This is a genomic window from Pseudoalteromonas shioyasakiensis (genome assembly GCF_001550135.1).
GTDB classification, from domain to species: Bacteria; Pseudomonadota; Gammaproteobacteria; order Enterobacterales; family Alteromonadaceae; genus Pseudoalteromonas; species Pseudoalteromonas shioyasakiensis.
This window is the reverse complement of record NZ_LRUE01000002.1, coordinates 22,426-38,478: the sequence shown is the minus strand read 5'-3', so window position 1 is coordinate 38,478 and position 16,053 is coordinate 22,426. Positions and strand designations below refer to the sequence as shown.

General features: G+C 41.1%; 9 protein-coding genes. 7 read left to right on the top strand and 2 right to left on the bottom strand.

Features of this window, described 5'->3' with window-relative positions:
* Nucleotides 1–36: 36 nt before the first annotated feature.
* Together bcsG and bcsE are read right to left on the bottom strand one after the other, a co-directional pair.
* Nucleotides 37–1,617, bottom strand: a complete 1,581-nt coding sequence (gene bcsG / locus PASHI_RS00835) for a cellulose biosynthesis protein BcsG (RefSeq protein ID WP_062564267.1) — start codon at nt 1,615–1,617, stop codon at nt 37–39.
* Between the two features lie 169 nt (nt 1,618–1,786).
* Complete coding sequence (bcsE, locus tag PASHI_RS00830) at nt 1,787–3,412, bottom strand: cellulose biosynthesis protein BcsE (RefSeq protein ID WP_062564266.1); 1,626 nt, start codon at nt 3,410–3,412, stop codon at nt 1,787–1,789.
* 122 nt (nt 3,413–3,534) lie between these two features.
* Between bcsE and bcsR the strand changes: the two genes are divergently transcribed.
* The 7 genes from bcsR (at nt 3,535) to PASHI_RS00795 (ending at nt 15,976) form a co-directional block, all read left to right on the top strand.
* Entirely contained in the window at nt 3,535–3,762 is a 228-nt protein-coding gene (gene bcsR, locus PASHI_RS00825; RefSeq protein WP_054561934.1) for a BcsR/BcsP family cellulose biosynthesis protein, read from the top strand.
* Complete coding sequence (gene bcsQ / locus PASHI_RS00820) at nt 3,759–4,481, top strand: cellulose biosynthesis protein BcsQ (protein ID WP_062564265.1); 723 nt, start codon at nt 3,759–3,761, stop codon at nt 4,479–4,481. Before bcsR ends, bcsQ begins: the two co-directional genes overlap by 4 nt.
* The gene (gene bcsA / locus PASHI_RS00815) at nt 4,471–7,137 is read left to right on the top strand and encodes a UDP-forming cellulose synthase catalytic subunit (RefSeq protein WP_062564264.1); all 2,667 of its coding nucleotides are present in this window, start codon (nt 4,471–4,473) and stop codon (nt 7,135–7,137) included. The genes bcsQ and bcsA overlap by 11 nt, the downstream gene beginning before the upstream one ends.
* On the top strand, nt 7,134–9,383 hold the full coding sequence (gene bcsB, locus PASHI_RS00810) for a cellulose biosynthesis cyclic di-GMP-binding regulatory protein BcsB (RefSeq protein ID WP_062564263.1): 2,250 nt from the start codon (nt 7,134–7,136) through the stop codon (nt 9,381–9,383). The genes bcsA and bcsB overlap by 4 nt, the downstream gene beginning before the upstream one ends.
* Nucleotides 9,383–10,498, top strand: coding sequence for a cellulose synthase complex periplasmic endoglucanase BcsZ (bcsZ, locus tag PASHI_RS00805; RefSeq protein WP_062564262.1), 1,116 nt, complete (start codon nt 9,383–9,385; stop codon nt 10,496–10,498). The genes bcsB and bcsZ overlap by 1 nt, the downstream gene beginning before the upstream one ends.
* Nucleotides 10,489–14,301 carry a cellulose synthase subunit BcsC-related outer membrane protein gene (locus PASHI_RS00800; RefSeq protein WP_062564261.1) on the top strand — a complete coding sequence of 1,271 codons (3,813 nt, stop codon included), beginning with the start codon at nt 10,489–10,491 and terminating at the stop codon, nt 14,299–14,301. Before bcsZ ends, PASHI_RS00800 begins: the two co-directional genes overlap by 10 nt.
* Nucleotides 14,302–14,545: 244 nt before the next feature.
* Complete coding sequence (locus PASHI_RS00795; RefSeq protein WP_062564260.1) at nt 14,546–15,976, top strand: peptide MFS transporter; 1,431 nt, start codon at nt 14,546–14,548, stop codon at nt 15,974–15,976.
* Nucleotides 15,977–16,053 lie beyond the last annotated feature (77 nt).

Sequence of the window (16,053 nt, the reverse complement as noted above, 5' to 3'; positions counted from 1 at the left end):
TGGGTAGTCTATTGTAAACAATTTTGGACAAATAACTTAATTAGTCGGGTACTTGGTCCATTCTCCACCATCTAATTGGATGTAAGGCTGCCCTTTTATATACATCATTACCGTATCTTCATTCTCGGCGACCTTGGCTGAAGTTGGTAAATTATCAAGCACTCGGTTAATGGGTACCGTACCTGTGAACAAATCTAACTTCATCGTATTGTTGATTAACTCTGACAGTGAAAAGTAACTCATTGTTTCATCAACGACATTCAGCCCATCATGCTTTATATCAGGACCGATGAATTTAACCGCAGTTGGCACTGAAACTATTGAAGGGCTCGGAATTTCGCGCAAGCCAGAGAATTGTAGTTTATCACCCTGTAAGGCTGCCCCATGCTCAGGCACAACCACCAGCATAACATTACGACCTTGCGCTTTTAACTCAGTTATAAACTTATCGATGTCATTAAATAAGCGCTGTTGTCTAAGCGGATAGCTTTCAAAGCTATTCATACGTTCACGACCAGCAAGTTGATTGCCATCGTGTAAGCTAATGGTGTTGTAATAAAGAGCCCTAGGCTGCTCACTCGAACCTTGCTTTTTCAACCAGTTAGAGAGTATATCCGCATCAGAATAAATCGGTTTGCCATCGAAACCATACTGCGCAGCACTAAATTGGCTAAAATCCAGTTTTGGCACAGAAACACCACCGTATTGTCTGATCAAACCTATAAAATCATCAAAATGTCCATCGTGGTTAAGAGCCACACTGGTTTTATAGCCAAGCTCAGCAAGATTAGTGAATAGCTGACATTGCTCATCAACAGGTTTAAATAGTTGCTCTTGACTTGTTTGCCCGCAACTTGCTCGTAATAAACGAATTGCCGCAGGGCCACTGTACGACGTTGCTGAGTTAAATTGGCTAAACAAAATATCAAAATCAGCAAATAAGTTACGTGGCTCAACACCAATTGCATTTAAATCAGCCGTCGCTAAAGAGCAAATATTTAGCACAACAACATCAAATGGTTGACCATTAAATACATCAGGAAACTGGCTTTGTAGTAAATTCTGTTGCTGGTAAAAGTCTTGTAACTGTTGATCCGGTGTCTTTTGTTTTGCTGTATCAGAAACTAAAACGGGTACTTGCTTTTTTGTAGTTTGGCTATTGCTTGCAACTTGAGTTGTAACCTCATCACTCGTAACAACCCCACCTAACCAAAACGCATACAAAAAGCCAATTATTGAAATACTGGTGTAACGCAACCACTTAACAGTAAACCAATAAAAAACCACTAAAGCAAAGAGCGCAAAAATCATATCGAGGCTAACAACGCGCGCTGTGATCTCAAAAAAGTAGCCGACGCTAAAGTCTTGTACATTGCCAGCTTGCTTGGTGAGCCTAGAAATCGGGGGCAACCACGAATCGTGATACAATAAAGCCGCACCTATCAGCACACTCATAGCGTGTTTGATACGAGACAACCAAACATGTTGAAAAGAGATAGCTAGAAAAGCAAAAAATGCTAAGTTTGCAAATAAATCAAAAGAAATATCACCTCGGCTATACAGAACAAACTTAACTAAAAAGTATAAATTCCAAATACCTAATCCTGAAAGCCTCACTTGTTATCCTTCTTGTGTCGTTTTGGCGTATAAGGCGTTAATAATACATGCCTAAATGTTAGTTTTCGGTAGAGCACGACTGCTTTATTAAACAATACCTTACCCGTATTACTCAGCAAAATGCCGATTAACATTGCGATGATAAAAGTAATAAAAAACTGATTTAAGCTCATGATAGCTCACCTTTTAAGGTCACTTTTACTGGCTCAGATATAGGTCGAATCACTTTTTTAAATTCCGGTGTCTCTGTATTTAAATTTGCAATGTCTGCTGTTTTTGTATCAAAAATGTAACTGACGTTTTCTTGTAATTGTTGGGTAAAGTCGGTTATTTCAGTATTAGCAAAATGACGTTGCATACGGCGACATTCTTGCTGAATATAAAAATGATCAGCAATGACATTTTTTGACATAAAAAAGTCGCTTACCTGTAATTTAAATAAATGTTTAATCGCACTTTCCACATCGTGTTCTCGACAAGCATGTAGATAAAGGTAAACCGTGCCATCAGCAAAACTAAAAATATCCCCTTCACGTTTTACATGAAATAAATGTAATGGGTGTATGGCATCAATACGCGGTAAAAGCTGCAACATAACAAGCACGCCACTTACACCCAGATTGGCAGCTGAGTCACTATGTTTAGCAACCTGCTGTACGAACTTATCTGGAGACAAATAACCTTTAGCCAATACATTTTCACTGTATTTTAGAACATCATCAATAGATTTCGGTAGTGGCCTAGTAAACTGAAACCCTTGAATTGACTGAATTTGTGACAGTAAACGCGAAGGCTCAGAATAACTATATAAAATAAGGTTAACCCCTAAAGTTAAAAATAAGCACTCGTCCTGGTGACGAATAATGCCATCAACATTTTGAATTACTAATTTCAGTCGGCGACCACATTTCTTTCGAAGAGAGAAACAATCTTTGGCTAACGCTTTTAAATCAGTGTATCGGGTAACTGCAAAAACTAACGTCGCTGATTTTTTGGTAAGCCCTTTAGAAAAAAGAGCATCATTATCATCAATTATTTTATAAAACACGGGTAGCTTTGTACCCTCAGGTACAGCACTGCGAGTAAGCCACACCTCGTCTTCATCAAAGTCTTGCTCCGTTGCAAGAGACTTATCATCAGCCTCTTGCTCTACCTCAACTAATGCAAGTTGACCATCATGAAGCTGTAAATTAACCGAACGCCCAGCGATAACTCCTTCTTTATGACACCAATAATCATACTCAAGAGTGCGAATTGATGCCTCTTGAGTTATATAAATAAGGCCATCAAAGAAACGGTTTAAGGCTAATAACTGACGTCTCAATTCACTGACATAAGCACCTGACATTAAAAACACTAAAGTGACATTTTTTGATTGTGACAAAGCAACATAGAGCTTGAGTTTTTCACCAAGCTGCTGTTCGTTCAAAGAGACTAAATGTTCTGAATCGACATGCACGATAACCGTACTGTTTTTCAGTTGCTCATACTGTTTTATTTCGTTAATAACACCACGGGAAAAATGCAAACTTTTTGATACATTCTCATTATGATGTAAATGGAAAGGACGTAGTACCCCTTGTTCGAACAAGGTGAATAATAACTCGCTTCCCTCTCCTTCGAAAAATAGTTCGACTTGTTCAGAGAGTAAAAAAACCGAGTCTTTATGATTGGTTAAAAGATGCCTTGTTAACTCTATTAGCTGATTATCTAGCGGGGCAAGTAAAGCATAGTTTGCGCCTCGCTTTAGCTCAGAGAAAGCTCCGTTTAGTCCTGTAATATTTAAATGAGGCACCAACAAACCCTTAAAAAAGATACTTTAGTACTAGTTTTAAACGCTATTCTATATATAATGCAGATTATGTCCATGGATCGTGAACATTTTTAAGCTAATTTTTCTCATAACGGTTTTTTTAGATGAATGACTTTGCAGTAAAAAATTCACACACCTTAACTCAATACGATATTGAAAAGCTGTTACGCCAATTTGGCGGTAAGGAAACGGATTATGTTGAAATTGTTGATGTTGAAAAAAATCGAAAAACGATTGAAAAGTACCCCTTGCTTAACGATATCGCATTAGCAACAACACAAACACAGAGCACAAAAAAAATTAACAAAAACGCAATAAAGAATCATAAATGAAGCGAATTTTTTTAAAAGGAATTAAAGGTGGCACTGGTACAACATCTATTGTGGCCAACCTTGCTTGTGCTTTGAGAAAATCAAATGTGCCTGTGTATGCCATCGATTTAGATCCAAAAGGCGACTTAGGCCTACACCTTGGTCTTGCTTGGGAGCATCAGCTAGGCTGGAGTGATTACCCAAACTTTGCCTCTGCATGTGAGCAGTTTCACCAAGATAATGATGGCGTAAAGTTTTTACCCTATGGCAGCCGTTCGAACTTAGGGTTAGACTTTTCATGTATTATAGAGAGTTGTCAGCAGCTTAATGACAGCGATGACAGCTGGTTTTTATTTGACTGCCCAGCCCATGTTGATGTGCACCGCTATTCGCTAAATGAAGACGATATATTCCTTGAGATTATTAATTGTGATGCAATTTGTCACAGTTTTGCTTTCAAACGTTTAAACACTCTAAAGCAGACTGAATCATCATGGCAGCATTATTTTTTAACCAATAAATATAATTCAGCCTCTGAGCTTGAATCAGATTTATTGCAGCTTTGGCAAACTGAATTACCATTAATTGCACCTTTATATATCAACAAAGATGAAGTCATCAAAGAAGCAACTGCATTTAGAAATGTGGCGATTAACTGTGCTCCATACAGCGTTGCTAATGATGACTTTGAAACGCTAGCCGGTTGGCTTGTAAGCCGCGCGAGTCAGAATGACCAATAGCATCCATTCACTCGGTGTCACACACCGACTATTTAAAGGTATTTTAGGGTTGTTTTTAACGAAGCAACTTGTGCGCTTCGTATTTATAAAATTTTATAGTTATTACAACCAACACAAAATGAGCCTATTGGGAGCGATTTTACTCCCCTTCTTTGTGCTTTTTTTGTCATTGTTTATTAAATTAGATAACAATAAAAAACGTGAGTTAAAGCTTAAACTTAAACGCTTGTATCCTCATGTTTCTCAACCAGTACTTACACCAAGCAATTGCATTCGGATTGTATTGCAAAGTGTGTACCTTGCGCTATTCAATACCACCACAACCTCACAGCAACATATCGCCGTTGAACAGCGTAAATCTTGGCGTAAAATCACGCGTTCAGCTCGCTTATTGAGACTGGCAGACAGTAAACTAGTACGCTCTTTTAAAGGGCTTTGGTTAGTTGCTAGAAAACAAACAAAAACTAAATCATATAAAGCAGTGAGTCGCTCTCCACTTTGGAGAAACAGCACCTTAAAGGTCGCTTTTTTCACTCTCATTATTTTTGCGGTGGCTATATTTGTAACCGTGCCATTTAGTATTGAAGCGCAAGCAGTGTTCATTAGTTTAATTTTGGTGGTTGCTTATTCTCTAAGGCGGGTTGAAGGGAAAATGGCCACTATTGTGATGATCACCCTTTCTGTTACAACCTCTACACGTTATCTATGGTGGCGCTACACAGATACCCTGAACTGGGGTGACCCGTTAGCCCTAGCACTCGGGATTGGTTTATTGCTTGCTGAAAGTTACGCTTGGTTAGTACTAATATTAGGCTTTTTCCAAACCATTAATCCATTAAACCGTAAACCAATCGCGTTAGGAAAAGACACTGCAAACTGGCCAACAGTTGATATTTATATTCCTACTTATAATGAGCCGCTTGATGTTGTGAAGCCAACAACAATCGCCGCGCAAAGTATTGATTGGCCTGCAGATAAGCTTAACATTTATATTTTAGATGATGGTAAGCGCCCTGAATTTGCCGAATTCGCAAAGCAAATTGGTGTTGGTTATTTAACTCGCCCTGATAACAAACATGCCAAAGCCGGTAACATGAACCATGCGATGAAAGTAACTAGTGGCGACTACATTGCTATTTTTGACTGTGACCATATCCCTGCTCGCTCATTCTTACAAATGACAATGGGACAATTCATCAATGACAGTAAAGTGTGTTTAGTACAAACACCTCACCACTTTTTTTCTGCCGATCCATTTGAGCGCAATCTAAAGAACCATCGAAAAATCCCTAATGAAAACATGCTGTTCTATGGTTTAATCCAAGATGGTAATGATATGTGGGACGCAACCTTCTTTTGTGGTTCGTGTGCTGTTTTAAGGCGCAGTGCCCTTGAAGAAATTGGTGGTTTTGCCGTAGAAACCGTCACTGAAGATGCCCACACCGCGCTAAGAATGCAGCGCGCTGGCTACAAAACAACATATATTAATATTCCACAAGCCGCCGGCCTGGCTACAGATAGTTTATCTGCCCACGTTGGTCAACGTATTCGCTGGGCACGCGGCATGGCACAAATATTCCGATTAGATAACCCGCTGTTTGGTAAGGGCCTAAATATCGCGCAGCGCTTGTGCTATTTAAACGCTATGTTGCACTTTTTATCAGGCATTCCGCGAATTGTATTCTTAACAGCGCCACTGGCATTAATTTATTTTAATGCGCAAATTATCTATGCACCGTTTGTTGCCATCTTTCTTTATATTGTGCCAACCCTGTTACAGGTAAAAATAACCAACTCTCGAATTCAAGGTAAATACCGCTATTCATTTTGGGGCGAAGTTTATGAGTCAGTACTTGCTTGGTATATTTTAAAACCCACGACAGTTGCGCTTATCAACCCGAATAAGGGTAAATTTAACGTGACTGAAAAAGGCGGTTTAAACAAGCAAGATCACTACGATTGGACGATTTCAAAGCCTTATATAATCTTGTTGCTTGTTAACGTTTTGGGTATGACCTACGGCGTGTTTAGATTGCTCTTCGGCGATAGTTCACAAATAGGTGTACTCGTCATTAGCATGCTGTGGGCAAGCTATAACGTGATAATTTTAGGTGCAGCTGTGGCTGTTGCCGCTGAAGCCAAACAAGTACGCAGCTCACACCGCATTAAAGCAAATTTCCCTGCAGCTATTCGCCTTGCTAATGGCCGTACTATTAAAGTAAAAATTACGGACTACTCAAATAATGGTGTTGGTCTTGAAACTGACCATAATCACCTTTGCCGTGTAAATGATAAAGTCGAGCTACTCATGAGCCGTGGTTTGAAGCAGTTTTCATTCCCAACTTATATCTGTAACACCCGCGATAAACAACTGGGTCTTACCCTCAGGGATTTAGATTTAGAAAAACAAAAAGCCTTTATTCAATGCACTTTCTCACGTGCTGATGCTTGGCTTGATTGGCAAGAAAACTTTAAACACGACAAGCCTTCATACAGCTTTTCTCACGTTTTTTATACCAGTCTAAGAGGCTTTAAGAACTTGATTTTCCATGCCCCAAATGAATTAAGACCCGCGATTGCGTTTGCATCAAGAGTCTTGTACTTTGTGGCGTCATTATTACCTAAAAAACCAACAAAAGTACTAAAAACATCATGATAAAAACTTTTTTAACCTTGTTATTAGCTTTTGGCACACTCGGCATATCTGGCTGGGCGATAAGTGCTGAGCCTCTCTCTAATAAAGCGATTTTTGATGATGGTTACCCAGAGCAAGCACCAATTGAAAGCATGACGCTAAGCTTTGAAAAGCTTGGTTTAAGCAAGTTCAAGCTTGATGGAGTGAGTAATAGTACCCGTGTTGATTTTACAAACCGCCTCGATAAATTAGGGAAAAAACTGACCCTAGACTTTTCATACACAACTTCACCATCACTTATTGGTCGTGTCTCACATTTGAAAATTTTCTTAAATGAAAACCTTGTCACTGTGCTACCTATTGATGATAAGACAACGCCAATTGGCACAGTCTCTGAGCGCAGTATTGTTCTTAACCCTAAGCTAATTAAAGACTTTAACCAAATTCGCTTCGAACTAGTCGGTTTTTACGATCTGGTTTGTCAGGATGACTATAGTAAAACAATATGGGCTGAGCTTAGTAAAAGCAGCCGTATTTCTATTGACCGTCAGTCACTTGCTCTTGAAAGCTTACTTGAGTATTTCCCTGCACCATTTTTTGATTCGCGAGATTACAACAAGGTCACTTTGCCTTTTGTGTTTGCATCACAACCTGATGAAAACACACTCGAAGCAGCGGCTGCACTATCAAGCTTTTTTGGCGCTCAAGCAAAATGGCGCAAAGCACAGTTCCCTGTGCAAATTAATGCAACACCGACAGAACATAGTGTCGTATTCGCAACAAACGACAACAAGCCTGATTTTTTATTGAATTACCCTGATGTTGAAAAGCCAACTGTAGAAATTATCAGCAGCCCTACTCAGCGCTACGCCAAAGTTCTGCTTGTTTTAGGTAAAGACACAGCACAATTGAAAGAAGCCGTAGTAGGTTTAGTCTTTGGCTATAAAGTCATGACTGGTCGCAGTGCAACCATTGATGCAATTAGCAACTTACCGCTTCGAGAAGCCTACGATGCGCCACTGTGGGTGCGTTCTGATCGCCCAGTAAGCTTTGATGAATTTATTGAATACCCAACTCAGCTGCAATCGGAAGGCTATCGCGGTCTACCTGTTCGGTTAGACTTGCGTTTTGCACCAGATTTATTCACTTGGCGTGAAAATGGTATTCCTATTACCTTGAATTACCGCAACACGCCTGTTGAGCAGAACATGTTGTCGCGTTTGAATATGTTGATTAACGGTAAGTTTGTGGATGGTTTTATTCTTGATAACGAAGGTGGTAAAACGATTACAACCGATACCTTGTTACCGCTTTTATCTGAATTCAATCCAACCAAAACTCGTCAAGACTTTGAGCTAACAGGGTTAGATTTAACAACAAATAACCAGCTGACTTATGATTTTAATTTTGCAGTCGTAAAAACCGGTGAGTGTAGCGCCATTCCTGCCGGCGGTGAATTTGGTGCAATTGATGGCAGCTCTACCATTGATGTAAGTGACTTCCATCACTATATTGCCATGCCAAACCTACGCGCCTTTGCAAATGGCGGTTTCCCATTCACCAAATATGCCGATTTACACCAAAGCACGCTTGTAATGGAAGCTAACAGCTCAGTTAACGCGATTAGTTTATTGCTTAATTTCACAGGTCATTTGGGTGCCATAACAGGCTACCCAGCGCACCGTTTAGACATTCAATTTCCAAGTAACCAATTGGCGCTAAACGATAAAGACATTATTATTATTGGTAAGCCTGACTCTTTCTTAAACTCACTTGCCAAAGACAGCGCCCTAAGTGTGCTTATCAACAACAACCAACGCATTGTTGATCAAGCTATCTATAATGGTGCCTACGACACTAAAGGTGCTGAAAAAATTAAAGTAAATATAAGCAGCATTGGTCGTTTAGCCGTGATGTCCGGGTTCCAGTCACCGTTTGATTCAGACCGCTCAGTAGTCTCTTTGATTGCCAGTAATGAAAATGCTTTTGCACTTCTCACTGATGCTCTACTGAATGATGATAAAACAGCTCAAATAATGGGAAGCTCAGCCATTATCAATAGCCAAGGCATCAAAACGATTAAAACCGATGAACAGTATTTTGTCGGTCACGTGCCTATTCATACCCTCATTTGGTTCCACTTTTCAGACCGCCCAGTATTGTTAGCGATTCTATCACTACTAACCCTATTACTTATTTCATTTATGTTGTGGCGAGTGCTCGCGCTACTTACCAAAAAACGTTTATCTGAAGGAGATCAGGCATAATGAAAACTATCGCTTCTTTACTATTCGTTTTTGTTTTTTCAAGCAACGCCTTAGCTCAGTTAAGCTGCAGCGCTTGGCCGCAATGGAATAACTTTAAAACTCACTTCATTACACCAGAAGGACGCGTAATTGATTTGGGTAGTGATTACAGTATTACCACCTCAGAGGGGCAATCTTATGCGTTATTCTTTGCTTTACTTGCCAATGATAAAGCCAGCTTCGATAAGTTGCTTGAGTGGACTGAAGTACACCTTTCTGAAGGTGATTTAAGTACCCGTTTACCAGCGTGGCAATGGGGAATAAAGCAAAATCAAGGACAAATCCTTGATTCAAATCCAGCTTCTGATTCAGATTTATGGATTGCTTATACCCTGTCGCAAGCGGCTATCTTATGGAATGAAAGACGCTACGCAGTGCTCAGCTCAGTGCTTGCTGAGCGCATCATTCGTGAAGAAACAGCGCAGATACCAAACCTCGGTCTGACTCTTTTACCTGGGCCAACAGGTTTTGAAAAAGACAGTAGCTGGAAATTAAATCCAAGCTATGCACCGCTATTTATATTTGCGCAATTTGCGCACCTATACCCGCACTCGCCTTGGCAAACATTACACGATAACTCAGCGCAGTTATTAATAGATACAGCACCAAAAGGCGTGAGCCCTGATTGGGTTAATTACAGCGTGGAAAAAGGCTTTTATCATGATAAAAGCGCCCCTGCTACAGGTAGTTACAATGCTATCCGCGTCTACCTTTGGGCCAGTATGATGGCAGAAGATGCCCCCTATAAAAATGCCCTTACAGAGCAGTTTAAACCTTTTGTTGATAGCATTGTTTCTTCAGGCAAAGTGCCATTAGAAACCAATGCTGCCACAGGCAAAACGGCAGGCAACGCCCCAAGTGGTTTTGTTGCCGCCTTATTGCCATTGCTTGCTGAAGATAATGCATCACAAACTGTGACGGCTTTACAACAGCAAATAATGATGGATACCCGCTTTACCACCAGCCGCTACTACGACAGCGTGTTGTATTTATTTGGTAACAGCGCATTGAACAAACGTTTTAGTATTGATAAAAACGGGGCTTTAACAACTAACTGGAGCAATGAATGCCGATAAAGTGGCTACTTGCTGCAGTTTTAGCAAGCTCCAGTGCATCCGCAGCAATAAACAAAGACCTTGATAGTCAATCAATTGATTGGTTAATTAGCCAAGTACAACTTGGTGAAATTGAGCGTGATAATCAATTGATGAGCGACAGCTTAGAAAAGCTGCAAAGCATTGCACCTAAAAATATCCAGGTGCAATGTGCCCAGGTGCGCGTTTTATATAGCCTCAAAGAAACCGACAAAGCCAATGCGCATTTAGCAGAGCTTAGTAACCTATCACATCCGTGCGTAACAAGCTTAAACCTACTTGCACGCGTCAATAACCAAGACAAAGAAGCGGTTCAACAAGCCAGGCTGCGTGCCAGGGCCGGACAATACAGTGACGCGGTAAAAATCTACAATCGGCTATTTAAATCCGCCTACCCTAATATTGAATATGAGCTGGAGCACATAAACTGGCTTGCTCAAGATCCAAATCAATATCAGCAAGCACTGCGCGGTTATCGTTCTTTACTAAAACGCTACCCAAATAGTGGCCGTTTTGAGCTTGCCTACGCAAGACATCTGTTAAAGCAAAACCCAACAAACAAAGAAGCCATAGAATTACTGAGCCATTATGCACACAGTAACCAATATGGTGTTGAAGCTGAGTTTGCGTGGCTTGCAGCCCTTGAGGATATGCCGCTCAATAAACAAACTGAGCGCGAATATCAGCGTTACTTTGCAGCCTACCCTAAAAGCAGTAAAGGTCAGCTACAATTTAGTGACTTTAAAAAAACGCATTTAGCTGAACAAAAAAAGCAAGCAGACCCTGCTTATCAGACATGGCTTAAAGGCTGTGTCGAACTTGAAAAACGCCACTTTGATGCAGCAGAAAAGCTTTTCAATAAAGCACTGCGAGGTCGTCCTCAAGATCCTGAAATATACAATAGCTTAGGTTTATTGAACTTAAGGCAAGGTCGTAATGCCAATGCTTACCAGTACTTTAAAAAAGCTCAAAAATACAGCATAGATGCAAACCGTATAACGGTGTTAAAAGGCCTCGCCAATACTGCTCGTTTTTGGCAATACATAGATGAAGCTAAATCAGCCATTAGTAGCAATGAACTCAAACAGGCTACGCTTAAGCTGGATTTAGCTGACACCTTAAATGAAGACCCTAATACGGTATTGTTTTACCGTGCTGAACTTGCCAAACAAGCAGGCCAACTTCAAAACGCGATGAACCTTTATAAGCAAGTGCTAAAAGACGATCCTCTGCAACAGCCTACTTTGCGTGCCATGCTTGAGTTAACCGCCTCAGATGGTAATTATGCTCGTAGTCATCGTTTTTATAATGGCTTAACTCGTCAGCAACAGGCATTAATTGCTGAAGATTACACCCTGTTACAAACACAGCAATTGCGAGCCCGTGCTGATGAGCTTACTGCTGAAGGTAAGCTAGATGAAGCAGTTGATGTGCTACTTATGGCAATCAAACAAAGCCCACGTCAAAGCTGGCTTTACTACGACCTTGCAAATTTATATCAACAACAAGGTTTAGTTGATCATGCCAAAGCTCTGTATAAAAAAACCTTGTGGCAATTTCCGCTAGATGCAGAGTTGCGTTATAGCCATGCACTATTTTTACGTTCGTTGAACGATTACCAAGGAGCACTGGCAACCTTAGATTACATTCCTAATAACGCGCGCACTGAACAAATTAATGTGCTTACAGAGCAGCTAAGTATTAATACCAAACTAGAAAGGCTCTCTGCCAACAATACAGCCACTAATAAAGCCACGGTGATTTATAAGCTCACCGAGTTAGAAGCACAGCCATTAACACCTTTAATGCAAGCTGAGCTTGCCAGTCAATGGCAACAAATTAATGAGCAGCAGTATGCAATAAGGCAACTGAAAAAAGCTCTTACTCGTGACCCAAGTTTGAGCCCATATTGGCACATGACATATGCAAATTGGCTAATTGAAAGCAACGATAAAAACGCTGCTGATAGCTGGTTTGCAGACTATCAACTGCCGAGTAACGCAACCGATGCAGAGCAATCACAATGGTTAGCACTACAAGTTAATTACGTTAATCGCTTTAGTGATAGTAACCAACGAGTTGCTAAGCTCTCAGAGCTTGCAACACGTTACCCTGATAACCCAGAACTGTCAGAGGCGCTGATCAATGCTCATATCGAGCAAGGCAATAGTAACCAGGCCATTACCCGTTTTGAGCAGCACGTTGCAAAAGGACAAACTGTGTCAACGGATACTGCTTTAGCTATTGCGACACTTGCTCGTCAGCAGCAAAGAGATGATTTAGCAGATCGCATCATTGCTGGGCAAATTAATCAAGTTTCGAGTGAGCAAAGCTATCGTCAGCAGCAATTAATGGCAGCCCTTGAACAATTTGAAGATAAACAGAGCGCAATAAATCTAGCTGAGCAATTGCTAGCTAAATCCAACAACAACCAAGAGCTTTATTATCAAGCAGCAGCGGTTGCGCAAGCTAAGCAACAAACTACGCTTGCGCAAAGCTGGTACCGCGCTGCCGTTGATCCAGATACGGCAACGAGCACCTTAAGCGATGAGCAGAACTATGAACTGTATGCCCTTGATGAAAATGAAGCTTGGTATGTCAATAATGCCAAGCGTCAATTGCAAGGTATTGAGCGCGATGAGCAAGCGTATATCACTGCTGCAATCAACTTAAGTAGCCAAACCAGCACACAAAATGAGTCCACACTGGGCGCTGGGGCAACGCCTATTGAAGCAGGTTTCCCGCTATGGGGTGGCACTGGGATTGTGAAATTAGACCCAATGACAATATCGAGCCAAGAAACCCGCTTTGATGAAACCTTTGCTGGTAGCCGCTATGGTCAAGGAGCCCTGTGTATTTTTGACTGCCCACTTTTAAGTATAAAACCAAAGCAACAAGGTATGGATATTGGCCTTGCTTGGCAAAACGAGCAATGGCGAATTGATGTTGGTACCACTCCACTTGGCTTTTTAGTCGAAGATATCGTGTGGGGCGTTAATTACAATGGTGATTTAGGCGACTTTGGTTATGGCGTCACGTTTAATAAACGCCCGGTTACCAGCTCTGTATTATCTTACGCCGGACTTGAAGATGTCTTTACCAACCAAGTATGGGGCGGTGTTAGAGCTACGCAATTACAACTTAGTCTATCTCATGACCTTGGCCTAGATTGGGGTTTTTGGGGCAGTACTAATTACCAAATCTTGCAAGGTAAAAACGTAAAAGACAATCAAAGCTACAGCCTATTGGGTGGCAGCTATTATCGTTATATTCGCGAAAGAAACACCGAATTAAGTCTAGGTCTTAACTTATTGCACTGGTCGTATAAGTATAATTTAAGTGAAGAAACCTGGGGACATGGTGGCTATTACAGTCCACAAAACTACTTGGGCGCTTCATTACCTGTGATTTTTGATAAGCGAGTTGGTCATAATTTTGTATACCGACTGCGCGCTGGCGTATCTTGGTCAACCACCACGACAGACGACATCGCATTTTTCCCTAACGACCCGATTTTGCAAGGCCAAGCAGAGGCTCAAACAGCTGTAACGGGTGTTGTGCCTTACTTTGAAGGCGATACCAGCAACGGTTTATCGTATAACTTAGGGGCAAGTTTTGAGTATCGATTCACGCCTCATTGGTTCTTTGGTGGTTACGTCAACTTAGATCGGGCCGATTTTTACGAGCCGAATTATGCTCAGCTGTACTTCCGTTATTACTTTAATCCGGTGTATAGCGAACTGGCTTTCCCAGGTAAACCTGTTGTGCCTTATGCAAGCTACTAACTGTCGCATCACAAGGGGCAAGTGTCGCAAGTTCTTCCCCTCTCCATAAGGTCTATGTATACTGTAGCGCACTTGTAGCTAGGATAAGGGTGTGTCCCTTTCCTTCAAGTACAAAACTTGAGCAACAAACCATTATCTTAGCTGCATCAAAAAACATGGCCGCCCGTTCACTAAATAAATACATAGAACGACCAAAGCAAAAACAATAAGGCCTCAAATAAAAACTTAGAGTTAGGAAGTAAATATGAGTTCATTACCTAAAGCAGGTGACTTTTTAGGGCATCCTAAAGGGTTATTCCTGTTGTTCGGCACAGAAATGTGGGAACGATTCGGTTATTACGGCATGCGCGCCATCTTAGTTTTATACTTAGTAGCGCTTGTACAAGAAGGTGGTTTTGGTTGGTCAAATGCAGACGCATTAAGCCTTTATGGTACCTTCACAATGGCTGTATACATCACCCCACTATTCGGTGGTTGGTTAGCCGATAACGTATTAGGACAACGTAAAGCAATTATCCTTGGTGGTTTATTGATGGCTGCAGGCCATTTCACTATGGGTATCCCACACAGCTACTTAGCTGGCCAAGAAGAAAACGTATTCTATATTGGTTTAACACTTCTTTGTATTGGTAACGGTTTATTCAAGCCAAACATCTCAACTATGGTAGGTGATCTATACAAAGAAGGTGATCAACGTCGTGATGGCGCGTTCACTATCTTCTACATGGGTATCAACCTAGGTGGTGCATTAGGTCCTCTAGTTGCGGGTTATGCTGCAGCTGCAATGGGCTGGCAATGGGGCTTCATCGTAGCCGGTGTTGGTATGGTGTTATCTGTACTTTTACAGCTTGCATTAAGCAACAAATACTTAGGCGATATCGGTGTTGTGCCTTCTGCTAAGCTTTCTCAAGCACAGTCTGAATCAAACACTAAAGAGCCACTAACTAAAGTTGAAACTGACCGTATTAAAGTTATCTTTACTATGAGTGTATTCAGCATCATCTTCTGGATGGGCTTTGAACAAGCGGGTGGTTTAATGAACCTTTTCGCTAACGATTACACTGACCGTATGCTATTTAACTTTGAAGTACCAGCTTCTTGGTTCCAATCTTTAAACTCAATTTTCATCATTGTTTTTGCACCTTTAGTTGCCATTATTTGGTTAAAGCTTGATAAACGTGAACCAAATTCACCGGTTAAGTTTGCTATTGCACTTATCTTCTTAGCACTTGGTTTCATCACTATGATCCTAGCGCTTATGACACAAGGTCAAGGTGAGCACCTACAAATCAGCATGATGTGGTTAGTTTTATTCTACTTATTCCACACGCTAGGTGAGTTATGTTTATCTCCAATTGGCCTATCTATGGTAAGTAAACTTGCACCTCTACGTTTAGCTTCAATGCTTATGGGTATTTGGTTCCTATGTACAGCGGTTGCAAACAAGATTGCTGGTTTCGTAGGTTCATTCCTAGGTGAAGGTGAAGAAGCGCTAGATAACGCTATGGGTATCTTCATTGGTTTAGGCGCAACAGCGGTTCTTTCTGCTGTTATCATGTACTTACTAAGCGACAAACTAGTAGCTTGGATGCATGGAGCTGAAGGCCAACATGAGCCACAAACTACTGAGCACATCCTAGCTGAAGAGCTAGAAGTGACAGCTGAAAAGCAATAATTTTTATTCCCCGTAGCGCCCGCTGCGGGGTATTTCTCTCTTCCCTATTCCCTCTGCGTCCTTAAAACTGATACTAT